The organism is Almyronema sp. (assembly GCF_052168255.1).
Classification (GTDB): Bacteria; Cyanobacteriota; Cyanobacteriia; order Phormidesmidales; family Phormidesmidaceae; genus Sphaerothrix; species Sphaerothrix epifaneia.
In genome coordinates this window covers 32,451-56,398 of the sequence record NZ_JBQLZL010000099.1, presented here as the reverse complement: position 1 = coordinate 56,398, position 23,948 = coordinate 32,451, and the positions used below count along the sequence as shown (strand labels likewise).

Genomic DNA, 23,948 nt, shown 5'->3' with positions numbered 1-23,948 from the left:
GTCGCAACCCCCAATTACCCCGCAAGGGGATTGAAACAAAATCCAGTCGCTGTTTGCTGTTCGACAAAAACATCCGGTCGCAACCCTCAATTACCATGCAAGAAAGCAGCATTGAAAGCCGAGAAGCAGCAACCCAAGCCTTTCAAAAACTAGGCACTGGAAGCCTTGAAAGACTGCTAATTTACGTCCCTGCCAAACTCCCCATTACCGATGAGCAGAAGCAGGTTGACCCCTTTCTCCTTTACGCTGAATGCGGTGCCCCAGCTCTCAAATTCGTTAGCAGACAGCGACGAGTCTCCAAATTTGTGCCTGAAGGCTAAACCAAAATTCAGTGCTGAACGCCGGCAAACTTTTAAGGACGATCCCTCTGCTTTTGCGATCGCCAATGCAGTAGATGGCAAGCTAAACTTTCCTCAACTACAGGCAACCCTCAAAGCAGAATCTTCGATCGACAAGCTCCTGGCACTTGCCCCCTTGAAGATGACCTGGAAACCTGTCTACGCCTTTAAAGCTTCCATACAGGGGCAGGTGGTACAGAGGCAGGGAGTTTCGGTGTTAGGACATAGCTTGCCGCAGATATCGCGCGATCGCCGTCCTGTCACCCGTTGATAGACCTCAGCCGCCGCTACCATCGCTAACGGTGGTACAAAGTAGTAAATCCAAAAGGCCGTCCAAATATGAGCGGAAAACGCCGATGCAAACGTGCGGGCAGGATTGATGCTCATGCCTGAAATGGGTGCGGCAAACGTGACGAACAAAGCGACCAGAATGCCCGCAAAAATCCCCGTACGTTGGTACAGCTTGGGATGGTTGGACACCACCAACACCATCGACATCAGCCCAAACGCCAGCAGTGCTTCGGTGACGACGGCTCCGAACCAGCCCCAAATTCCAGGAACCGTGACAATGTAGTTTACCGGAAGATTCGTAAACGGTTCCCCAATGATGGCAGCTACCAGGGATATGCCGATTGCCCCGCCGATGAACTGAGCCAGGATATAAAACAGCGCGTCCCACGGGGTTAGCTTACCCAACCGAAAAAAGGCCAACGTGACGGCTGGGTTAAAGTGTGCCCCTGATCGTTTGCCCCAGGGAGAATAGACGATAGCGATCGCTGTTGTTCCCGCCGCTATCCCCATCAATGCGCCCCGAAGGAACAGACTCGGAATCCACGTTGATATCGGTAATGTAGGAGAGAACAAGACCGTCGCCAAGCTACCTACCACCAGCATAAAGATGCCGAGTTCAGCTCCCTCCATGAAATATTCAGGCCAATGCGACTTCAAAGATTTCAGCATCATGCTTCCTTTGCCGAAGGCCGGGAAAATGACAGAACTTATTTCGCCTGAGTAGAGCCATGCGCTCAACTGCATTGCAGCATTCTGGTGAGCCAAAGCAGCGCCGCCAAAAGCGCCCAAAACGGCCAGTATCGGTTGCCTGAGCCTCTGCTGTCAGCACCTCCGACTCGCCTATCCAATCATCGAGCTACTGTTCCTGGTAGTTCCAGGTCAAACCGCCATCAACGAAGAAGGTGGTGCCAGTAATGTAGCCAGCATCGTCGGAAGCCAAAAATTCCACCAGCCCCGCCACATCACCGGGTTGACCCAATCGCCCCAGGGGAATGTTCTTGAGCAAAGCACTGAGTTTGGTAGGGTCGTTCAGCAGTTGGGTGTTGATGGGTGTTTCGATCGCCCCTGGAGCCACGTTGTTGACAGTAATGCCGTAGGGCGCTAGCTCTACCGCCAGGTCGCGGGTTAGCATTTTCAAGCCTCCCTTGCTGGCACAGTAGGCAGCAAAGTTGGGAAAAGGCAAATCTTCGTGGACAGAGCTGATGTTGATAATTTTGCCGGGGCGCTGAGTTGCCATCAAATGCTTAACAACCGCCTGAGTTGCAAAGAAAACCCCTTTCAGGTTGACATTGATGACAGCATCAAAAGCCTTCTCCTCGACTTCCCAAAAGGGAGCATGTTTCTCAATTCCGGCGTTGTTGACCAGAATGTCAAGTTGGCCAAAGTGGTCGATGCTTGCCGCCACCAGACGACGGACATCATCCACCATGCCCAGGTCTGCACCCACGCTATAGCCGCGTTCGTTATTGCAGAAACCTTCGGCCATATGGCATTTGCCACCTAGGGCGTTCACCCGCTGGACGGTGGCTTCAGCGCCCTCTGGGTGAGAGCGATAGTTGATGACCACCTTGGCTCCGGCTTCTGCCAGTCGAATGGCGATCGCTTGTCCAATGCCCTGACTACTGCCTGTGACTAGAGCCACCTTACCCTCAAGTTTCATGCTCAACTCCCCTAGTTGCCAGTAACGACCGTTATGCCATCCAGATTAGGCAGACAGCCTCTCGTTGTCTGTATGGAAAAATCGTTTAATAGCATTCAAAAGAGCTAAGTTGATAGCTTTTGTGAAGCCAATGCCGCTTTTTATCGAAGCAGTCTTGTTTGACAGGGGTTGATCCGGTTGCTTCTGTTGCGGGTGAGGCGATGAAATAGATACTGTGTTTGCCCGGTTGCGAGCGGCAGAAACAGCAGCCCACAGGCTAAAGCATTGCCGACAAAACTCAAGGCGCTGCGGCAGCAGATTGACCCAGCCAGGTTTTCAAGGCATTGTAGAGGCGGGCGTTTTTCAGGGCATTCAGGGTTTTGTTCAGGGTTTTGAGGGGTATCTGAATTCTGAGGCGGCTGGCTCTCTTTAAGCTTTGTTAATGCTTCAAAACGTTTGCTAATCAGCCGCTCAGCTAATTGAATCTTGTTTTTTGTTAGTCAACCCGTAAAAATGAAGCATTTTGAACCCTGCTAGCGGTGCAAGCGCCTGTTGCTGCCTCTCTACAGAACCGCTTATTTGCCTATCTGCTCTCGTTCTGTCGCTAAATTTATGTCAGCCACTCAACCCAAATCCACCCGCTCGAAAGCAACCGCGCCCGATCCGATTAAAGCTATTTTGCGTCAGCACGCTGAAGACCAGTTTGCTAACGAACTCGCCGCCCTAGCCGCCGCTGACGATCGCCAAAGACCACCGAACTGGCAGTTGTCGCCTTGGGCTGTGGCCACTTACCTGATGGGCGGTACGGTGGGCGAGACTGAAATTTCACCCAAATATGTGGGGCAGCGACGGCTGATGGAAGTTGCGATCGCCACCTTAGCCACCGATCGCGCTCTATTGCTCTACGGCATTCCCGGTACGGGCAAATCCTGGGTATCAGAACATCTAGCCGCTGCCATTTCCGGTAATTCTACCCTGCTGATTCAAGGCACCGCTGGCACCAGTGAAGAAGCCATTCGCTATGGCTGGAACTACGCGCAGCTTTTAGCCAAAGGCCCCTCTCTGCAGGCGGTTGTGCAAAGTCCATTAATGAACGCGATGGCCGCAGGCAAAATTGCTCGGGTTGAAGAATTGACCCGCATCCCCGCTGATGTGCAAGACACCCTTATTACTGTGCTGTCTGAAAAGACGCTGCCAATTTCTGAATTGGGCACAGAAGTGCAGGCGGTTAAAGGCTTTAACCTGATTGCGACGGCCAACAACCGCGATAAAGGCGTCAACGAACTTTCTAGCGCCTTGAAGCGCCGTTTTAATACGGTGATTTTGCCCGTTCCCAGTCAAATTGAAGAAGAAGTGCATATTGTGCAAAAGCGGGTTGAAAGCTTAGGCCGTGCCTTAGAGCTACCTGCTGAAGCGCCTGCGCTGACTGAAATTCGCCGTATTGTCACCATTTTTCGAGAACTGCGCAGCGGCGTTACTGAAGACGGTAAAACTAAGCTTAAATCTCCTAGCGGGACGCTGAGTACGGCTGAGGCCATTTCTGTCGTCAGTAGTGGCATGGCCTTGGCGGCTCACTTTGGTGACGGTAGCCTCAGCGCTGAAGACCTCGCAGCAGGGGTATACGGGGCAGTGGTCAAAGACCCGGTGCAAGATGCTGTGGTGTGGAAAGAGTATTTAGAGACGGTGGTAAAAGAGCGGGATGGCTGGCGCGACATTTACCGCGCCTGTCGGCAGTTAGCCTAAGCGAGAGCCTAGACGATGAGCGTGACCGTTTTTGGCATTCGGCATCATGGGCCTGGATCAGCGAGAAGTTTGCTGCGATCGCTGCACTCGCTACAGCCTGATATTGTACTGGTTGAAGGCCCGCCAGACGCCAACGACGCTATTGCGCTGGTGGCTCACCCAGAGATTATCCCCCCAGTGGCGTTGCTCGTCTATGCTCCCGAACAGCTCAATCAAGCTGCTTTTTACCCCTTTGCCTGCTTTTCTCCTGAGTGGCAGGCGATGCGCTACGGCTTAGAACAGGGCATCCCCGTACGGTTTATGGATTTGCCGCAAGCCTGCAGGCTGGCCTTGAGCGCCGCAGAACCCAACCCCGAAAACAAAGACGTTGCCGAAACCGCCCCCGAAAGCCATCAGCCACAACGCGATCGCCCCACCGACCCGCTAGCCTGGTTGGCTGAGGCAGCAGGGTATAGCGACAGTGAGCGCTGGTGGGAACACCTCGTTGAGCAACGCCAAGACAGCACCGCCCTCTTCGACGCTATTTTGGCAGCGATGAGCGCTCTGCGGCAAGCCGTCGAACAAGCCCACCCCCCCAACTTAGAAAACTTTCAGGATTGGCAAGAAGCTCTGCGAGAAGCCGCGATGCGTCAGAGCATCAGGCAGGCACAAAAGCAGGGGTTTGCGACAATTGCTGTCGTCTGTGGAGCTTGGCACGCGCCCGCCCTGAGTGAACCGCTGCCTGCCTCAAAGGCTGATACTGCCCTGCTGAAAGGACTGCCCAAGCTCAGCGTAAAATCAACCTGGATTCCCTGGACCTACGGGCGGCTATCGAGCAGCAGTGGCTACGGCGCAGGCATTCCCTCGCCAGGATGGTATGAGCATTTGTGGCAGTCGGCGGCGGTGCCCCACCCCCCCAACCAAACCGTGATTCGATGGATGACTCAGGTAGCGCGACTGTTGCGCCAAGAAGACTTAGAGGCATCGTCGGCTAGCGTCATTGAGGCGGTGCGGCTGGCAGAGACGCTGGCTGCCCTGCGAGAATCGGCTATGCCCGGTTTAACGGAACTCAACGAGGCTGCCCAAACGATCTTTTGTGGGGGTGATGCCACGCCCATGCAGCTAATTCAGCGGCAACTGATTGTTAGCGATCGCTTGGGGCAGGTGCCCGTCGAAACGCCGCTCATACCGCTTCAGCAGGATCTCCAGCGGCTGCAAAAAAAGCTGCGGCTACAGCCTCAAGCGAATGAGAAATTGATCACGCTGGATCTGCGCAAACCGACAGACTTAGCGCGATCGCACCTGCTTTACCGCCTGCAACTGCTTAAGATTAACTGGGGCACCCTCAAGCCGATCAGCGGCAAAGGTACCTTCAAAGAAGCGTGGGAATTGCGGTGGTATCCAGAGCTAAGTTTGAACCTAATTGAGGCAGGCCACTGGGGCAACACGGTGGCAGACGCAGCAGCAGCCTGTGCCCAAAACCAAGCAAAAACAGCGACCAACCTGGCGGCTTTGACTGCTTTGCTCGACCAAGTGCTTTTGGCCTCGCTGCCTACCGGGGTGGCTTACCTGCTCACTCGGCTACAGTCAGTCGCAGCGGTGGCGCGGGACGTCACCCATCTGATGGCTGCGTTGCCGCCGCTGGTTAACGTGCTGCGCTACCGCGATGTCCGCCAAAGCGATCAATCAGTCGTCGCTCAGGTCGTAGACGGCCTGATTACTCGCATTTGCATTGGCCTACCGGGGGCTTGTGCCTCCCTCGATCAAGACGCCGCCGCCGCCATGCTCAAGGCGATTAATCAAACTGACAGCGCTATCCAACTGCTTCAGCAAGAAAGTCAGCTCAAAAGCTGGTTAGCCGTCCTGCTGCAACTGGCCGATCGCCCCACATTGCCCGGTTTAGTGGCGGGTCGATGCTGTCGGCTACTGCTGGATAACGGCAGTTTGTCGCCAGCAGAGGCCGCTACCCGTCTGGGGTTAGCCCTTTCGTTGGCGACCGAACCCGCCCAGGCCGCTGCCTGGATAGAAGGCTTTTTGCAAGGTAGCGCTTTGCTGCTCATTCACGATGACGCTATCTGGCCAGTGCTAGATGACTGGGTCACTCAGCTCACACCCGAGACGTTCACAGCCTTGCTGCCCCTACTGCGACGCACGTTTGCTTATTTCTCGGCGGCTGAGCGGCGACAGATGGGAGAGCGGGTACGGCTGGGGCGGCTAGAGCAAGCCCCAATGGCTAGCGAGTTTGATAGCGATCGCGCTGATAGCGTGCTCCCCCTGATTGCTCAACTTCTCGGCCTTGCAACTTCCCAGGTAGCGCCATGACCTCACTGAACAACCAGAACTGCGAACGACTGCGCCGCTGGCGTCTGATTCTAGGTGGCGGTGAGGCAGACGGCATCGGCGGCGAGGCTGACGGTAAGGGCGATGTCTTGCTAGGGGCTAATGAACTAGCCATGGATCAAGCGCTGGCTGCCCTCTACGACAATAGCCCAGAGCGGCAGGGTGGCTTAGGCAAATCAGCGCCGACTGTCGCCCGCTGGCTCGGCGATATTCGCACCTATTTTCCCAACTCGGTGGTGCGAATTATGCAGCAAGACGCCTTAGAACGGCTGAATCTACAGCAAATGCTGTTAGAGCCAGAGTTGTTGGCAGCCGTTGAAGCAGACGTGCATCTAGTCGCCAATTTAATGGCGCTGAGCAGAGTCATTCCTGAACGCACCCAAGAAACAGCTCGATTGGTTGTTCGCCAGGTGGTAGACGAACTTATGCGCCAGTTGCAAACGCCCCTGCAACAGGCTGTTATCGGTAGCCTCAACCGTAGCCAGCGGCACAATCGCCCTCGCCACGCTGAAATTGACTGGAACCGTACCCTTCGTGCTAACCTACGCCACTACCAGCCTGACTATCAAACCATCATTCCTCAGCGGCTAATTGGCTATGGCCGCAAACGATCTGCCCTCAAAGAAATTATTTTATGTATTGATCAAAGTGGCTCGATGGCGACCTCTGTGGTTTACGCCAGCATTTTTGCGGCGGTGCTGGCCTCCATCCCGGCTGTTAGCACACAAATGGTCGTGTTTGACACGGCTGTCGTTGACTTGAGCGATTTGTTGACAGACCCGGTGGCTGTGCTCTTTGGCACCCAACTCGGCGGCGGCACCGATATTAACCAGGCACTTTCCTACTGCCAGGGTTTGGTGCGTCAACCGCAGGAAACGATTTTAGTGCTGATTAGCGATCTCTATGAAGGCGGTAATCAAGCCGCGATGCTCAAACGCGTGGCGGCTCTGGTTGCCCTAGGTGTACAGATGGTGGCATTGCTGGCTCTTAATGACGAAGGGGCACCCAGCTTTGACCATGCCAATGCTGCCGCTTTCGCTAGCCTGGGTATCCCTGCTTTTGCCTGTACGCCTGACCAGTTCCCCAGCTTGATGGCTGCTGCCATTAGCCGCAGTGACATCGGTCAATGGGCTGCTCAGCAAGATATTGTCACCGCTTGAGCACCTTTTTCACCAATCAAGCCGAGGCTAAAATTAGCGGCTAGATCAGAATTTAACCTGCTCAATCGGGTCGGCATCGCTATAATCACGTCTTATACCGATTCTTCAAAAGAAAGGTACAGATGAGACTGACGAAACGGATGCAGAGCCAAGACTGTTCAATTCAAAATCGAAAATCCAAAATCGAGAATTGATACTATAGTCGTGCCCTGCCTTAAATTCAAGAGATAAGCGCTGATGGCCTCTTCTACAGCAATCAATCCAATCACGTTTGATCTGCCGACAGCAGCCCCCGGCAACCTGGATGTGTGCTGGATTCACGGTTCGGTTTCACCGAAGCACAACCTAGATCCCGACATTCAAGTGCACCTTTACAACGAACACACCATTATCTTGCGGCAGAACATGGCGGTGCATCCCGAAGCCCCCTTCATGTTTTTGCTATTTGGCAACGATCGCGCCATTTTGCTAGATACGGGTGCCACGCGATCGCCAGACTTCTTTCCCCTGCGGCAAACCGTAGATGAACTCATTGAGCAATGGTTAGCCCAGCATCCCCGTGAAAACTACGGCCTAGTTGTGGCCCACACCCACCTGCACCGCGACCACTTTGAAGCCGATTCGCAATTTTTAGATCGCCCCCATACGCTCATCGTTGACAAAACCCTAACCGCCACGCAAGAGTTTTACGGGTTTCAAGACTGGCCGCACGATCAGGTGAGGTTTGACTTGGGCGGGCGATCGCTGCAGGTACTGGCCACCCCCGGTCACGAAGAAGCCGAAGTCTCTATTTATGACCCTTACACCCAGCTTTTGTTCACAGGAGATTTGGTCTATCCCGGTCGGCTCTATATTCGAGATTGGGCCGCTTTTGTGGCCAGTATTGAGCGGCTGATTGCTTTTTGCGACAGCCATCCTATCAGCCATATCCTCGGCTGCCATATCGAAATGTCTATCTATCCCAAGCTTGACTACTTAATTCGTACCAGCTATCAGCCCTACGAACGCCCTCTCCAAATGACGGTGGCGCAGCTAACGTCAATGCGGCAGGCGATCGCGGAAATTGATGGCCGACCAGGGACGTATATTTTTGACGATTACATCATCTATAACGGCGTGCCCGATCGCTACTTTAGCTACGAAGTCATGCATCCTGAAGCTGAACCTGGCGATCTCTGTTGACCCCCATAGCTTAGCCCTAACCGCTGACCCACCCTAACCCAGGAAAAAACACATGCATCCTCAGCGTCCGTTTCATCTTCGTCGCCGCACCGTGGTCAGAGGTTTGCTATCGGTCGGCGCTTTTGGCCTCACGTCTCAGTTTTGGACAGCCTGTTCCCCAAGCGCCTCCGAATCTGCGAGTCCCTCTGAGGCGTCTAGCGCTGATGATGGCTCCCAGGCGATGGATACGCCCATTACAGTCGGTTTTATCTATGTCGGGCCTAAAGATGACTTTGGCTACAACCAGGCTCATGCTGAAGCAGCGGCGGCCATGGCGGCCAATTTCCCCAATATCAAGATTGTAGAAGAAGCCAGTATCCCTGAAACCACAGCGGTACAGGAAACGATGCGCAACATGATTGAGCAAGACGGCGCTACAATCATCTTCCCGACCTCCTGGGGCTATTTTGACCCTCACAGTTTGCAACTAGCCGCCGAATTTCCCGATGTCCAATTTTTTCACCCTAACCATCCCCTAGAAGAGAACCATCCGGCCAATGTGGGGTCTTATTTTAGCTCGTTAGTCGAACCTGCTTATCTAGCGGGTATTGTCGCCGGGAAGACAACCCAAAGCGGCAAACTCGGCTTGATTATTCCCAAGCCCATTCCGGTGGTGCTGCAAGAGATGAATAGCTTTGTGCTAGGAGCCCGCAGCGTCAATCCTGAAATTATCGCTCCGGCGGTGATTACCGGAGATTGGGCTTTGCCGATTAAAGAGGCCGAAGCGACCAATAGCTTAATTGACCAGGGCGCAGACGTGATCATTACGCGGGTGGACAGCCCTAAAGTGGTGATAACCACGGCTCAGGAACGGGGCGTCTACTGCTGTGGCTATCACGTTAATCAAGCCGCGATCGCCCCTGACTATTACCTAACCGGGGTGGAATGGAACTGGCTAAAAGCCTACTCGACCTACGCTGAAATGACCCAGGCGGGTAAAACCTTGATGAATGGCGGCATTCCCAAAGCTCTGGCAGGGGGGCTAAAAGAAGGGTTTTCTAAAAATTCACCTTACGGGGCGGCGGTTTCGGCAGAAGCGCAACAGGCAGTAGCAGAGGCCAGTGGCTTGTTGGCGACGGGTGAACGCGTCATTTTTGCCGGAGGGCTAAAAGATAACCAGGGCAATGTAGTGATTCCGGTAGGAGATGCCTTCAAGCTGGGAGATCCCCGGTTGAATACGCTTGACTGGTTGGTTGAAGGTATTCAAGCCAACTCCTGAGTCGGTGGCTAAGGGCAGAAGGAAGAGGGCTGAGGGCAGAAGGAAAGCTTTGGCCTCTTCCTTCAAGCCTTGCGGCTAGTTGAGGGTTTCAACGCGGGGGGCTACAGCGATCGCTTTTGACGGGGGGTGCCACCGATAAAAATTGAATTGCGGTGGAAAGCGATGCATCTAAATCAGTCAGCCAATCGTATAGCCAATAAGCGCTGACAACAGCGCTACTCAATCAGATTGTAATGACTGAATTCAAGAAGGAAGTTCTATGCACCCCCTGACAAAGACAATGCGACTTTTGCTGCTCGGTACGCTGAGCTGCTTGCTGTTAACTGGTTGGTTGAGTCCCCTTTGGGGAAAAGCCACAGCGGCTTTATCGTTGGCTTCGCCGCCGCTGGCTCAACAGGTAGAGGCTGATTTGTTTCTGGGTCAAACCCTGACGACTGATTTAGCCGCAGCGCGGACGACACTCTTAGCGCAAAGCGCCAGCCCGCTGCTGCAGTCTTACGTAGCCGTAATGAGCGAGGCCAACGTCGTCCCTGATGCGCCCGAAACAATGGCGCGGGGGGCGGTAGGGGCTGTGCTATCAGCCGATAATCGCTTGGTGGTTCGCGGCAGCTTCAAAAATCTGTCTAGCCCGATGCGTGATTATGCTACCGATCCCGTCAATCCCCCCAATCCCAACATCACCTCGGCGTTTCATATTCACCAAGGCAATCCGACTGAAAATGGCCCGTTTCAATATGCGCTGGATGTGATGCTAGATGAAACCGGGCGGGGCGGCAGCGCTAGTGGGGAATATACGCTAACGCCTGAGCAGGTACAAGCCTTGGCGGCTGGACGTTTGTATGTAGATATTCACACCACTCAAAACCGGGGCGGCGAACTGCGGGCTATCTTAATGCCCTACTAAATTGGGCGATCGCCTGTCAGTCAGCTTCGATTCCAGCGAATGATATCCAGTGTTGGTGTACGCTACATCTATGGATTCAACGCCAGCGAGTGTCAGTTCTGACCAACCGTTGTCTGATGCAGAGCTTTGGCTAGCTTTGCATCAGGGTGATACGGCTGCTTTAGGGCAGCTATACGATCGCCATGGCGGGTTGGTCTATGGCATTGCCTTGACTTTGCTGGGGCAGCAAGAGGCGGAAGATCTAACCCAGGATATTTTCTTGAAGCTGGCTGCAGGCGGTAGCTATGATCCGACGCGGGGATCGTTGCGAACGTATCTGGCTATTCTGACGCGATCGCGTGCTTATGATCGCTTGCGATCGCGGCGCAACCAGGCTCATTCTCTAGCGCGGTTGAAGCGCCACCATCCCGCTAGCCACCCTGAATTACCTGTCGATCATTTGTTTACAGCCGAGCAGTCAGCGGAGGTAAAGGCAGCCCTAGCTGAGCTTTCCGAGTCCCAGCAGGAGATTTTGCGGCTGGCTTATTATGAGGGGCTGACTCAAGCTGCCATTGCGGCTAAGCTCAATACGCCGTTGGGTACCGTCAAGGCTCGTGCCAGACGGGGTCTGCTAAAACTGCGAGCAGCGTTGCAAGACTATTGGGATTGAGACAGTTATGACCGGGTCGATGCCTTCTGAAGAACAGCAAATCTTGATAGCCGGATACGTTTTGGGTCACCTCGATGCTGAAGAAGCCGCCGCCTTTGCCCAACAGATGGCTGATAATCCAGCATTGCGGCAAGAAGTTCAGCGTCTGCAACTCGCTTTAGAAGCTGGGTTTGCGCCACCTGAGGTAAAGCCGCCTGCCCATTTACGTCAGGCTATTTTGCAGGCTGCCCAGTCACCAGTTGTCGCCCAGCTTAGTCCTGAGGCAATCAGCTTGCCGCCCCAAACGGTGCAACCTGCGGCGGTAAAAGCGTTAGGGGCGATCGCGGCTGTCGTCATTGCTGCACTCTCCCTCAGTAATTTTCTCCTCTGGCGCTCTTTGCAGAATTTACGCCTAGCGACAGCGCCACCACCGACACTCCAGCTTGACCTAGAACCCACAGAAGCCACCCTTTCTGCCAGCAGCGCTACTGTTCTTGTTGCCCTAGATAGCCTGCAAGCTACTTTAACCGTCGAAAATTTGCCGCCTTTGCCCGCCGATCAGGTGTACGTTCTCTGGACGGTGCTGGTGGCCGATGCAGCCTATACAACAGATGCTAAAAATGCCATTTTGACTCAAGTGTTTACGGTCAACGAAGCGGGCGATCTGTCTCAACCGATTGTGGTACCGCCAGCTTTTCGCGATCGCACGCTGATTCAAGCGGTAGCTATCACCGTCGAAGCCGCCGCCGCCCCACAGCGCCATCAGTCTGCCCCCATTCTCATCGAACGGCTTTAGCGAATTAATCGCGGCTGTTTACTCCCTTCGCTAGCGCTGCCGCCGCCCAAATAGCGCAGGGTGCTTTTCCTATTGACCTGCGATGACGCATAGGGACAGGTGTGCAGCGAGTTCGCTTTTGACTTGCTGGAATTTGCAACACTTGTAATACCGATTCTTTAAAAGAAAGGTACAGATGAGACTGACGAAACGTATGCAGAGCCAAGACTGTTCAATTCAAAATCGAAAATCCAAAATCGAGAACTGATATAACTGCGCCCATCAGCACAGAGAGAGCGACCTGCCTCGCAATATTGATCAACGAAGCCCATGGTCTGTTAGGCAAGGCGGCGTGTCGCTGTCGTTGGCTTAACCAGGCTGAAATCATCGTTTTGGGCCTGGTGTCAAATGGCGATCGCCCGCTTGCTCAAGCTTTAGCCGCTGAGGTATTGATTTCTCGCAGCGATCGCCGCGCCAGCTTACTGTAGGTTTTCACCGTTTCATAGGGCATTTCTAGATCCGCCGCAATTTCCTGAAGCGAATCGCCCAGTTCTCGTCGTGCCAGCACCGTCGCCCAGGTTTCTGCAATGTTTTGAGCGCGATCGCCCCCTTGTCGCTTCCGCTGAGCCGCAAAAGTTTCGGTTAGTTCAGCAATGCGCTCTGCTAGCAGCGCTTCGATGGAAGAAGTTTCTGGCAGAGTCAGGGTAGACTGCCAGCCCAGCCGGGTTTGCCCTAGCCCAAACGTGGTTTTGTGCCCGGTGCCACAGTAGGGCGCTAGCTGCGTCAGCGTATAAAATAGCGCTTCAAAATCGGGCTGATCTGCCGCTGGACGAGCCAAACTATAAGCGATCGCCCCCACAAATCCAGTGACCGAGCCGCGCTTGCCCGCAGCAACCTTTTGAGATTCTAGGTGGTGCCGCTGGACAATGACGTAGTTATCAATCCAGTCGAGAAAGGCGTCTTGATCGACACTCTGGCCGGAAAAGTGGTTCCAGCGGCGCAGATAGCTGTGGAAGACATTGGCAGGCCAAGGCAGCGGCAGGTGGTGCCCTTTGCGCCGAAAGCTGGTAGGACTGAGAAAGCTGAGGCTAACGCTGCCAGATTGGGCTTGCCCTTGCTGATCAAGCTGGGCGTAGGTCGTAGGGGGATGGGCAATTTGAATATTTTTAATTTGTAGCGGCGCGTTCTTAAGCGCCACCTCATCTGGGATTTGCCGCAGCCAGCGTTCTAGGCCAGCTACGGTACGAGCAGAGAGCGCATTGAGGTGCCACTGATAGGTTTTACCCTTTTGCAACTGTAGTTCGCGGCTGTGGGAGACAAACTGACCGCTCAGTCCTGAAAGGTTAAACGGCTTTTCTGATTCCCCGTCGTGCAGGTAAGCAGACAGTTCGGCGTCGAATTGCTGAATCTGCTGCAAAAACCAGGCGTGTAAGCCAATGGTGTATTGCGGGTAAAGGGCACTATCGGCGATCGCCTGTAGGTTAAACACCAGCCCGACCAGTTCGGTTTTTTGAGGCCAGAGCGTTTTAGCGGTGAGATCGAGGGCGGTTGATTTGGCGCGAGGCATAGGCGCAAGCAGGATAAGCTAGCAGAGTTGCCTATTGGCTGATAACCGTAGAAGCCAACAGTTTCCTCAGTATAGTCTTAGTCCCCCAGTGGGGATATCAAGAATGACATATTTCTTCAGCATCCGCCTGACAAAAATATAATTCTTCTCTAGCTAGACACCGCCCTTCAGCCAGGATATAGACGCTGCAAAAACCGCCTTTTGAAAGGCTTGTTTTATCTTCCTTAGCCCGCAAGCGGATGAAAACGATCTCAGGAGCTGATTCCCAGTAGAGCGGGAACCTAAACATGAAAACTTTCTCACGATAAGTTCACCCAAGCTTTAAACAGGGGCGTCACACTAGCAACTGTTAATCAAAGCTTAACCAAGTTAGCTGAGAGGCGATTTTTAGCAGCTTAAGAGGCTATCGTCGTTTTCTCAGATTAAGCCGAGGTTAAGCCATGAGCTGGCAACGATATTTCAAGCGACTTGAGCTGTCGGCGACCAGCTTTTTTGCGGATAAAAAGGCAGGAGTCCCCTTGTTCTCACTCAAACCCACAAAACCCGCTTTGCTAACCCGAAGGCGGTTGCCCCGACCTGACCAAGCCGCTGCTAGCAGCAGCCCTGGTCAACCCCGTACCTCACTCGGCAGCCCCACTAACCAACGTCGCTGGCGCGTGGCGCTGTATTCTCACGACACGATGGGATTAGGGCATAAACGCCGTAACCTATTGATTGCCCAAACGTTGGGTGTTTCCGCTTTAGAAGCCGATATTTTGTTGATCAGTGGTATGCGCGATGCCAGCGATTTGCCCACCCCCGACGGCATCGACAACCTAACGTTGCCTGCTTTGTATAAAAGGGCGGATGGTCAATACCAGTCTCGGCGGATGGCTTTGGCGCTAGAGGAAATGATTAGTTTGCGATCGCAGCTAATTTACACCGCGATCAAAAGCTTTCAGCCCGACGTGCTGATTGTAGACAACGTCCCTCGCGGCGCTGTGCGTGAACTCGACCCTACTTTAGCCTTTATTCAGTCGCAGCCTCAGATTCGCTGTGTTTTAGGACTGCGCGACGTGCTAGATACCCCTGCTGCTGTCCGGCGCGACTGGCAACAGGCCGATAACGAAGCCGCTATCCGCCGCTACTACGATGCTATTTGGGTTTACGGCGACCCCGCTATTTACGACCCCCGCCAAGAATACAATTTGCCTGCCGATATTGCTGCCAAAATGGTGCCCTTGGGCTATCTTGACCAGCGATCGCGGTTGTGCCATACCAGTTCTGCGGGGCGATCGAGTCTAGACGCACTAGCGCTACCGTCTGAAAGGTTAGCCCTTTGCCTGGTGGGGGGCGGGCAAGATGGGGCGGCGCTGGCCAGTGCCTTTGCCCAGGCGACCTTTCCTGCAGGTATGACGGGGGTGTTGTTGACCGGGCCGTTTATGCCTCCTCCGGTGCAGCAGCAACTTTACGATTGGGCTGCGACCCGACCTCAACTACGGGTGGTTGATTATTTAGAAGAACCGACGCTGCTGCTAGAACGTGCCAGCCGGGTGGTGGCAATGGCAGGCTACAACACCACCTGCGAAATTCTTTCTTTTCAAAAGCCAGCGCTGTTAGTTCCTCGCGTCACCCCGCGCCAGGAACAGTGGATTCGAGCTGAACGCTTGCAGCAAAAAGGGCTGGTTGACGTGCTGCATCCTGACGCAGTGAGGGCTGAAGCGCTAAGCCAGTGGTTGCAACAGCCGCTAGCGGCTCAACGACCCCGGCCTATGGTTAACCTAAACGGTTTAGACAATCTCTTATGGGAGCTACAGCAGCTTTTGGTCGCTACGGCTGTGACCACCCCCCAGGCTTCTTAGCGCTGGCGCTGGCAAGGGTGGTTAACGGCAAAAGGCAGCAGGCTTACTGTCAGCGACTTTCAGCCATTTAAGGGGTTCAATCCTGTTGGCTACCGCTATCAACCATTCACGGTCATTTTTCGTTTTCGACAACCTCATTTATACATGCAGAAAATGCGCCTGGCTTACATTGTTAAACGCTATCCTCGCTATTCAGAAACTTTTATTGTCAATGAAATTTTGGCTCACGAAGCCGCTGGCCTAGACCTGCATATTTTTGCCTTGCGCCCCCCCTCCGATACCCATTTTCAAGACAAAATCTCCCAGGTGCGGGCAGCGGTCACTTACCTCCGCAAGCCCTCTCAGGGGCGCTGCCACCCTCACCTCAATAGCTTAAACCCAACGGCGGCTAGCTATTTTTGGGCTGAGTTGCAGGCGGCGGCTCAAACGATTCCTAATTTTTGGCCTAAGTTGGCTGCTGCCACCACCGAGCGAGCCAGCGTCGTTTACCAGGCGGCTTGGTTGGCGCAAGAAATCCGGCAGCGGCAGATTACTCACCTGCACGCCCACTTTGGCAGCGTGGCGACCAGTGTGGCGCGGCTAGCCGCCTATTTTGCTGAGGTGCCCTATAGCTTTACAGCCCATGCTAAAGATATTTTTCACGCAGGCGTAGATCGGGCTGATTTGCAGCGCAAACTGCAAGATGCGGCAGCGGTGGTGACGGTGAGCGACTATAACGTAACGTATTTGCAGCAGCAGTTTGGCGCAGCAGCGCAGCGGCTACGGCGAATTTACAACGGTTTAGATTTGGCTGAACTGACCTATCAGCCGCCCCTCAGGCGATCGCCTTGTATTCTTTCTGTTTGTCGTTTGGTCGAGAAAAAAGGGTTGCCTTTTCTGGTTGAGGCTTGTGCTTGGCTGCGGCGGTGGGGGTGTGAGTTTACCTGCCAGATAGTCGGAACGGGGCCAATGGCGGCGGCGTTGCGATCGCAGATTGAAGCGTTGCAACTGAGCGACTTGGTGGAGCTAGTGGGGCCTTTGCCGCAAAAAGAAGTGTTTGCCCGCCTGCAGAGGACGGCTGTTTTTGCCGCTCCTTATGTGATTGGGGCAGATGGCAACCGCGACGGCTTGCCCACCGCTTTGCTAGAGGCCATGGCCTTAGGAACGCCCTGTGTCGCCACTGATGTGACAGGCATTCCTGAAATTATTCGCCCTGAAGAGACGGGGTTGTTAGTGGCTCAGCGGGATGCGTTGGGTTTAGCCCAAGCCCTGCAACGGTTGCTGCGATCGCCTGCATTAGGTCAGCGTCTTGCGGCTCAAGCGCGTCAGCTCATCGAAAGCGAGTTTGACAGTAGCTGCAATACGGCACAGTTGCGATCGCTGTTTCAGCCGCAGTTTGCCGTTGAGCTACAGGAGGTCTAGACCATGCGAGTGGCTTATGTCTGTGCCGATCCCGGCATTCCGGTATTTGGGCAAAAAGGGGGGTCTATCCATGTGCAAGAGGTGATTCGCGCTTTGCGGCACCAGGGAGCTACCGTAGAGCTGTTTGCCGTGCGCTTAGGCAACTTTCCCCCCGCCGATCTGATTGATTTAACCGTACATCGCCTACCGCCTGTTCCTAAAGGGGCGGCGGCGCTGCGAGAAAAAGTGGCGATCGCGATCAATCCTGACTTGCAGCGAGAGCTAGAACTAGCGGGTGCGTTTGACTGGGTTTATGAGCGCTATTCGCTCTGGAGCTACAGCGCCATGGAATTTGCTCAGCGAGTCGGCATTCCTGGTTTATTAGAAGTTAATGCCCCTTTGATTGAAGAACAGGCGCAGCACCGCAGCTTAGTGCATCGCGACCGGGCTGAACAGGTCGCTAAAAAAGCGTTTCAGGCGGCTCACGGACTGATTGCCGTTTCGCCAGCAATCAAAACCTATCTGAGCCAGTGGGTAGCGGCAGACAAAATTCAGGTCATTGCCAACGGTGTTAACCCCTGTCGCTTTAGCGCCTGTCGCCCGCCGCTGCCGCTGCCGCGCGATCGCCAGATGTTTACGGTGGGCTTTGTCGGTTCGCTGAAGCCCTGGCATGGTCTGACCCATCTGGTGAATGCTTTTGCTCGGCTCCATCAGCGCCTGCCCCAAACTCGGCTGCTCATTGTAGGAGACGGGCCGCAACGTCTAGAACTGCAAGCTGAGCTGGCTCAGCGCGGTTTGCGAAGCGTTACCCAGTTGACCGGAGCCGTACCGCCTGAGCAAATTCCTCGGCTGTTGGCTGCGATGGATGTTGCGGTGGCTCCTTATCCCGCCAGTGCTGATTTTTACTTCTCGCCATTAAAGGTAGTGGAATACATGGCCGCTGGACTGCCAGTGGTGGCTAGCCAAATCGGCCAGCTTAACCAACTGGTGCAAGACGGCACGACGGGGCTGCTTTGCCCACCGGGCGACGAAACGGCGCTGGCGCTGGCGCTAGAGCGGCTGTGGCACTCTGCCGACCTGCGGCACCGTCTGGGGCAGGCGGCGCGGCACTATGTTTTGACCCACCACACTTGGGAGGCGATCGCCCAACAAATTCTAGCGATCGCCCAATCTGCCCCTGCTGCGCCCCGCTCAGCCCAACGCTCAAGCCCAGGGGTCTAGCTTTTGGGTTCACGTTCTGCCTCAACGCTTTGCTTCTGCCCTCTGCATTCTGATTTCTGCCTTATATCAATTCTCGATTTTGGACTTTCGATTTTGAATTGAACAGTCTTGGCTCTGCATCCGTTTCGTCAGTCTCATCTGTACCTTTCTTTTGAAGAATCGGTATTACCCATGAACCGCTCCTCTCCCCTTGCTCAAACCGTCCCTGGTCTGGGGCGAGTTGTCCACGCCTTCTGGCCGACCATTCGCCCGCAGTGGCCTTTGCTTAGCGTTTCCGGTGTGGCTTTGCTGGCCGATGTGGGGCTACGGGTGCTAGAACCCTGGCCGCTCAAGCTGATTTTTGACTATGTGCTGGTTCCGGCGGCGGGCGATCGCCTGCAACCTCTGCCCGCGCTGGCGACGCTTGATCCAGTCGTGCTGTTGACAGCCGCCGCCATCAGTGGGGTGGTGATTACCGGATTGCGGGCGATCGCGGCCTATTGGAGTACGGTTAGTCTGGCGATGGTGGGTAGCCGCGTCATGACCCAGGTGCGCAATCAGCTTTATCGCCATTTGCAGCAGTTGTCATTGGGCTATCACCACCAAGCTCGTAGCGGCGACTTGATTGTGCGGGTCAGCAGCGATGCCAGCCGCCTGCAAGAAATTTTGTTAACGGCGGCGCTTCCCCTCGTGGTTAGCCTGTTAACCCTGGTCGGTATGGTCAGCGTCATGGCCTGGTTAGACCTCAGGCTGACGCTCTTATCGCTGGTGACTTTTCCTTTGTTTGGGTTAGCGGCTACCCGCTTGAGTCGGCAAATTCGGACCGCCTCTTTGCAGCAAAGACGGCAAGAGGGAGCCGTTGCCGCCACGGCTGCTGAGTCTTTAGCGGCGATCAAGCTGGTACAGGCTTTGTCTTTAGAAGCAGCCTTTGCCGATTTATTTGCCCAGCAAAACCAGCAGAGTCTAACAGAAAGCGTTGAAACCAAGCGGCTGGCGGCTCACCTGGAACGCACGGTAGATGTAGTGATTGCCCTGGGGACGGCGCTAGTACTGTGGTATGGGGCGCGGCTGGTGGTTAGTGATGCCCTTTCGGCAGGCGATATTCTGGTCTTTTTGACCTACTTAAAAACTGCGTTCAAACCCGTGCAAAATTTTGCCAAGTATACCGGACGCTTAGCCAAAGCCGCTGCCTCAGGGGAGCGCATTCTCAATGTGCTAGCGCAGACGCCAGCGGTTCGCGATCGCCCGCAAGCCTATCCAGCCCCGATCCTGAGTGGAGCAGTACGTCTAGAAAACCTGCACTTTGCCTACCAGAGCGGACACGAAGTGCTGCGCGGCATCAACCTCACCGTTTTGCCGGGAGAGCAAATAGCCCTGGTTGGCCCTTCGGGCAGCGGCAAATCAACGCTGATGAACCTGCTGCTGCGGCTATATGACCCCACCGTTGGACAGGTAATTATGGAGGGGCACGACATTCGTGACTACACGCTGGCCAGTCTGCGACCCCAGATCAGCGTCGTCCTCCAAGATAGCCTGTTGTTTGCCGCCAGCCTGCGGGAAAATATTGCCTACGGCGTTGCCGGAGCCAGTGAAGCCGACATTGAAGCGGCTGCCCGACTGGCTAATGCTCACGAGTTTATTACTGCCCTACCCCAGGGCTACGATACAGTCGTTGGCGAACGAGGAGCGACCCTCTCAGGCGGGCAACGACAGCGAGTGGCGATCGCCCGCGCTGCCCTGCGCCGGACACCTATTGTGATTCTCGACGAACCTACCAGCGGCCTAGACAAGGCCAACGAACAGGCCGTGATTGAGGCTCTACGGCGTCTGACCCGCGATCGCACCACTTTTTTAATTACTCACGATTTACACCTGGCAACGCCCGCCGATCAGATTCTTTACCTGGAACAAGGGCAAGTACTAGAGCAGGGCAGTCACCGCCAACTGATGCAGCGCAACGGGGCTTATGCCGCTTTGTTTCAAATGCAGTCTGCCGTTCGCGCTCCGGCGGCTCCGGCGGCTTCAACCCCAACGGCTCGCCCTTAGCGCCTCACCCCTGTTTCAAAACGCTTTGCCATGATAGACGCCAAAATGCCGTTTTTAGCCGCTGCCTTAGACTGTGACCAGGTTCAAACGCAACTGCGTCCTATTCGGCCTGATATTCAACGGGTCATGGCGGCGCTGCTGGTACGCCACAAACCGGGTCGCCGTGCCCTGATTGAATATCGGTTAGCAACCCCGACCGGGCCTTTAACCCTGTTGGGTAAAATTCGCGCTAAAGGGACTCACTGGGCGAGCTACCGTTTGCAGCAGGCTCTTTGGCAACAGGGGTTTGACGCCGCTAGCGCTGACGGCTACTCGGTGCCAGCGGTGGTAGGTTGTTTACCCGTCTGGCAAATGTGGCTACAGCAAAAAGTCTCCGGTATCCCGGCAACCGAAGTGTTGCCCACGGCTGCCGGGGTAGCGCTGGCGCAGCGAATTGCGGCTCTAGCCCACAAACTTCACCGTTGCGCCGTCATCCCCGAAAAAACGCATACGCTAGCTGACGAACTGCGGATTTTGCACCAGCGTTTGCTGCCGTTAGCGCAGGCTCATCCTCACTGGCAAAGCCGTTTGGCCTGGGTGCTAGAAAGCTGTGATGCCCTGGCCGCTAGCTTTCCGGCAGGGGCTGGGCAAACCAGCATTCACCGCGATTTTTACAGCGATCAGATTTTGGTCGATGGCGATCGCCTGTGGCTCGTCGATCTAGACTTAGCTTGCCAGGGTCATCCCAGTCTGGATATTGGCAACTTCATCGCCCACCTCAGCGAACAAAGTCTGCGACAGTTCGGCCATGCGGCGGCTCTAAGCCAGCAAGAAAAGGCTTTGCAAACAGCCTTTGTTGAAGTCTGTTGTGCGGCTGAGACGGGAACAGCCGTCGCTGGTTTAGCCGAGCGACTACACGCCGAAATTGAGATTTACAGCCTGCTATCGCTGGTACGTCATATTGCCATCAGTCAGCGTCTTCCGGCGCGTCGAGCCTATAGTGAAGCCATTTTGCAGTTGTGTGAAGCCCGTCTACAACTGCTGTCACTGTAGCCACCTGCGCTGAAACACTTCAATGGCTAAAAGCCGCTGACAGAAAAGCTTTCCTTCTGCCCTCAGCCCTCAGCCTTCTGCTTTTGGCTGTAGCTGTAGTAGCCCAGGGGGGCTTGCCGTAAGCGCCTGCCAATTAGCCATCAGACGGGAACGCTTCGTTTTGAGCTGTTTAGACGGCTGACATCAAGGCCAACCCGCCGCTAACGTTTGCTGTTAAAATGCTTCACAATTAAGCGACGCTTCCGTATTGCCAAGGGCAGAGGGCTAAAGGCAAAATGAAAGGCTTGCCGCTGTCTTTTGCTTCTGCCTTTCGCTGTCGCTCTATGGCCTGCTTGCCTAGGTTTTCTCGGTTCAGGCGAGCTGAGGCTCGCTATTGGCAACACACCGCTGCCAAGGCGAGAGCCAGAGAATATAAGGGCGTGAGGCCATGTTGCCAACCTGCCAGATTTGATGGCTAACCCAGAGAGAATATCTTGCACCCTCCTTCGCAGCAGTTTGAATCCAACAGTTGGCAACAGATGTTTGGTGAAGCCCGGACGCGGATCTTAATTTGCTATTTGGTGCTGATGTCAATTTCAACTTTGATGTCAGTTTTGGTGGTCAGACACATTTTGTTAGCGCGGCTCGACGAGCGAGTGCAGCAGTCCTTACGCCAAGAAGTTGAAGAGTTTCGCCAGTTACGCAACGGCAACAACCCCAATACAGGCCAACCCTTTGGCGACGACGTTGAAGCCATTTTTGATGTTTTTTTGTCGCGCAATATTCCTGAAGATGGCGAATTTTTGCTGGCGATCGCGGATGGTCAGTTTTACCGCGCCAGTTCTCTGGCTTTGCCGACAGCGCTGCAACCGGGTAGTTCGCTGATGCGGCGCTGGCAAAGGGTAACCCAGCCTCAGCACGGCTTTGAGATAACGGCTACAGATATGATTTTGTATCGGGCAGAGCCACTGCGCATTCATTACCGAGCCGAACCGCTCCCTACGGCCGGGGGCGCAGGCGGAGTTTTTGTTGTGGCGTATTTGACCACGGGAGAACGCTCTGAAGTCGATGAAGCTGTGCGGATTGTGGCTCAGGTGTCGCTGGCTGTGTTGGCGATCGCCTCGCTGCTGGCCTGGTTAGTGGCGGGTAAAGTGTTAGCGCCGCTGCGGCTGCTGAGCCAAACCGCCCGCTCAATTAGCGAATCTAACTTAACTGAGCGCATCCCGGTGCGGGGCAAAGGTGACATTGCCGAACTGGCGCTCACGTTTAACGACATGATGGATCGTCTAGAAGCTACTTTCAACAGCCAGCGTCAGCTGCTTAACGATGTGGGGCATGAACTGCGCACACCCATTACCATCATTCGCGGGCATTTAGAGCTAATGGGGTCAACCCCTGAAGAACAGCAAGAAACCCTGGATATCGTTTTAGATGAGCTAGATCGCATCAGTCGGTTTATCAACGAGCTAATGCTGCTGGCTAAAGCCGAGCGACCCGACTTTTTGCAACTCGAAACCCTTGAACTGACTCCTTTTACCACCGAACTCTACGCCAAAATTACGCCGCTGGCTAATCGTTGCTGGCAGCTAGAAGCCACCGGAACAGGTTGCTTCATTGCCGATCGCCAACGGCTGACAGAGGCTATTTTTAACCTGGCTCAAAATGCCGCTCAGCATACCGAAGTAGGCGACGTGATTGCCCTTGGCTCGGCTCAAAGGCAAGATCAGGTTTATCTGTGGGTGTGCGACACGGGGGCAGGCATCGCCCCTGGCGATCAACAGCGCATTTTTGAACGCTTTGTGCGCGGCAGTCAGGGGTATCGCCGTTCAGAAAATTTGGGCTTGGGGTTGTCGATTGTGCGGGCGATCGCGCAAGCCCACGGAGGCCGGGTAGATCTCTCTAGCTATCCGGCTCAAGGTTCTACCTTTACGCTGGTTTTGCCGCTGCAACCGCTTTAGCAGGTGTCGCCATGAATCGAATTTTAATCATTGAAGACGAACCTCGAATTGTCTCTTTTTTAGAAAAAGGCTTACAGGCCAATGGCTTTACCACAACCTATGCTAGTGATGGCCACAGCGCTCTCAACCTGGCATTGAGTAGCGAATTTGACCTGATTATTTTAGATTTGGGTTTACCCGACCAGGATGGCATGACGCTGCTGAGCGATTTGCGCGGTCAAGGACTCACCCAGCCCATTATTGTGTTGACTGCGCGAGATGACATTCACGACAAAGTAACAGGCTTTGAAGCGGGTGCTGACGATTATGTCACCAAACCCTTTCGCTTTCAGGAACTTTTGGCTCGTATTCGGGCTAGACTGCGCAGTTTTCAGCCCTCAACCAGCCCAGCCGACCCTATTCTCACCATTGGCCCCATTGCCCTTGATCTCTATACCCGTCAGGTGCAGGTGGCTGGTCAACTGATTGATTTGTCCGCCAGAGAATTTACCTTAACCGAAATTTTTATGCGCCACGCGGGGCAGGTGCTCAGCCGGGAACAGTTGCTAGATTTGGTTTGGGGCTATGACTATGATCCGGGATCCAATATTGTTGATGTTTATGTCGGCTATCTGCGTAAAAAGCTGGGCAGTCATTGCATTGAAACGGTGCGGGGCATGGGCTATCGCATGAGCGATGAGCTTTAGCGCTACTTTCTGCTCACCTGAT

At 54.6% G+C, this 23,948-nt stretch carries 20 protein-coding genes; 16 read left to right on the top strand and 4 right to left on the bottom strand.

The genetic code is table 11. The features are described 5' to 3' along the window. Positions 1-320 (top strand): hypothetical protein (locus ACTS3T_RS20705; RefSeq protein WP_462935545.1); only part of this gene is annotated, 320 nt, incomplete at its 5' end. 177 nt (positions 321-497) lie between these two features. Here the strand turns inward: ACTS3T_RS20705 and ACTS3T_RS20700 are convergent. Together ACTS3T_RS20700 and ACTS3T_RS20695 are read right to left on the bottom strand one after the other, a co-directional pair. Then, positions 498-1,301: an MIP/aquaporin family protein gene (locus tag ACTS3T_RS20700; protein ID WP_462935544.1), complete on the bottom strand. Its 804-nt coding sequence runs from the start codon at positions 1,299-1,301 to the stop codon at positions 498-500. A 184-nt stretch (positions 1,302-1,485) separates the two neighbouring features. Beyond that, positions 1,486-2,289: an SDR family NAD(P)-dependent oxidoreductase gene (locus tag ACTS3T_RS20695; protein WP_462935543.1), complete on the bottom strand. Its 804-nt coding sequence runs from the start codon at positions 2,287-2,289 to the stop codon at positions 1,486-1,488. Positions 2,290-2,880: 591 nt separating this feature from the next. On the opposite strand from ACTS3T_RS20695, the gene ACTS3T_RS20690 reads away from it, so the two are divergent. The 5 genes from ACTS3T_RS20690 (at position 2,881) to ACTS3T_RS20670 (ending at position 9,930) form a co-directional block, all read left to right on the top strand. After that, entirely contained in the window at positions 2,881-4,011 is a 1,131-nt protein-coding gene (locus ACTS3T_RS20690; protein ID WP_462935542.1) for an ATP-binding protein, read from the top strand. A gap of 15 nt (positions 4,012-4,026) precedes the next feature. Beyond that, complete coding sequence (locus ACTS3T_RS20685) at positions 4,027-6,312, top strand: DUF5682 family protein (protein ID WP_462935541.1); 2,286 nt, start codon at positions 4,027-4,029, stop codon at positions 6,310-6,312. Continuing rightward, a complete protein-coding gene (locus ACTS3T_RS20680; RefSeq protein ID WP_462935540.1) occupies positions 6,309-7,490 on the top strand; it encodes a VWA domain-containing protein in 1,182 nt (393 codons plus the stop codon). The genes ACTS3T_RS20685 and ACTS3T_RS20680 overlap by 4 nt, the downstream gene beginning before the upstream one ends. A gap of 237 nt (positions 7,491-7,727) precedes the next feature. After that, on the top strand, positions 7,728-8,672 hold the full coding sequence (locus ACTS3T_RS20675) for an MBL fold metallo-hydrolase (RefSeq protein ID WP_462935539.1): 945 nt from the start codon (positions 7,728-7,730) through the stop codon (positions 8,670-8,672). 52 nt (positions 8,673-8,724) lie between these two features. Next, complete coding sequence (locus ACTS3T_RS20670; RefSeq protein WP_462935538.1) at positions 8,725-9,930, top strand: BMP family ABC transporter substrate-binding protein; 1,206 nt, start codon at positions 8,725-8,727, stop codon at positions 9,928-9,930. Between the two features lie 88 nt (positions 9,931-10,018). On the opposite strand, the gene ACTS3T_RS20665 is transcribed toward ACTS3T_RS20670, so the two are convergent. Further along, entirely contained in the window at positions 10,019-10,153 is a 135-nt protein-coding gene (locus tag ACTS3T_RS20665) for a hypothetical protein (protein ID WP_462935537.1), read from the bottom strand. A 57-nt stretch (positions 10,154-10,210) separates the two neighbouring features. On the opposite strand from ACTS3T_RS20665, the gene ACTS3T_RS20660 reads away from it, so the two are divergent. From ACTS3T_RS20660 to ACTS3T_RS20650, 3 genes are all read left to right on the top strand, one after another. Further along, a complete protein-coding gene (locus tag ACTS3T_RS20660) occupies positions 10,211-10,834 on the top strand; it encodes a CHRD domain-containing protein (protein WP_462935536.1) in 624 nt (207 codons plus the stop codon). 70 nt (positions 10,835-10,904) lie between these two features. After that, complete coding sequence (locus ACTS3T_RS20655; RefSeq protein WP_462935535.1) at positions 10,905-11,483, top strand: sigma-70 family RNA polymerase sigma factor; 579 nt, start codon at positions 10,905-10,907, stop codon at positions 11,481-11,483. Positions 11,484-11,490: 7 nt separating this feature from the next. Continuing rightward, on the top strand, positions 11,491-12,258 hold the full coding sequence (locus ACTS3T_RS20650; RefSeq protein ID WP_462935534.1) for an anti-sigma factor domain-containing protein: 768 nt from the start codon (positions 11,491-11,493) through the stop codon (positions 12,256-12,258). Positions 12,259-12,664: 406 nt separating this feature from the next. Here the strand turns inward: ACTS3T_RS20650 and cas6 are convergent, their stop codons facing one another. Beyond that, complete coding sequence (gene cas6 / locus ACTS3T_RS20645; RefSeq protein ID WP_462935533.1) at positions 12,665-13,804, bottom strand: CRISPR-associated endoribonuclease Cas6; 1,140 nt, start codon at positions 13,802-13,804, stop codon at positions 12,665-12,667. 518 nt (positions 13,805-14,322) lie between these two features. Here cas6 and ACTS3T_RS20640 point away from each other — a divergent pair. From ACTS3T_RS20640 to ACTS3T_RS20610, 7 genes are all read left to right on the top strand, one after another. Next, a complete protein-coding gene (locus ACTS3T_RS20640; protein ID WP_462935532.1) occupies positions 14,323-15,645 on the top strand; it encodes a glycosyltransferase family protein in 1,323 nt (440 codons plus the stop codon). Between the two features lie 153 nt (positions 15,646-15,798). Beyond that, positions 15,799-17,046, top strand: coding sequence for a glycosyltransferase (locus ACTS3T_RS20635; protein ID WP_462935547.1), 1,248 nt, complete (start codon positions 15,799-15,801; stop codon positions 17,044-17,046). Positions 17,047-17,049: 3 nt separating this feature from the next. Continuing rightward, positions 17,050-18,246 carry a glycosyltransferase family 4 protein gene (locus tag ACTS3T_RS20630; protein ID WP_462935531.1) on the top strand — a complete coding sequence of 399 codons (1,197 nt, stop codon included), beginning with the start codon at positions 17,050-17,052 and terminating at the stop codon, positions 18,244-18,246. 171 nt (positions 18,247-18,417) lie between these two features. After that, entirely contained in the window at positions 18,418-20,271 is a 1,854-nt protein-coding gene (locus ACTS3T_RS20625; protein WP_462935530.1) for an ABC transporter ATP-binding protein, read from the top strand. Between the two features lie 30 nt (positions 20,272-20,301). Continuing rightward, positions 20,302-21,303, top strand: coding sequence for a phosphotransferase (locus tag ACTS3T_RS20620; RefSeq protein WP_462935529.1), 1,002 nt, complete (start codon positions 20,302-20,304; stop codon positions 21,301-21,303). Between the two features lie 473 nt (positions 21,304-21,776). Next, entirely contained in the window at positions 21,777-23,240 is a 1,464-nt protein-coding gene (locus ACTS3T_RS20615) for a sensor histidine kinase (protein WP_462935528.1), read from the top strand. Positions 23,241-23,251: 11 nt separating this feature from the next. Beyond that, on the top strand, positions 23,252-23,926 hold the full coding sequence (locus ACTS3T_RS20610; protein WP_462935527.1) for a response regulator transcription factor: 675 nt from the start codon (positions 23,252-23,254) through the stop codon (positions 23,924-23,926). Positions 23,927-23,948: the final 22 nt, after the last annotated feature.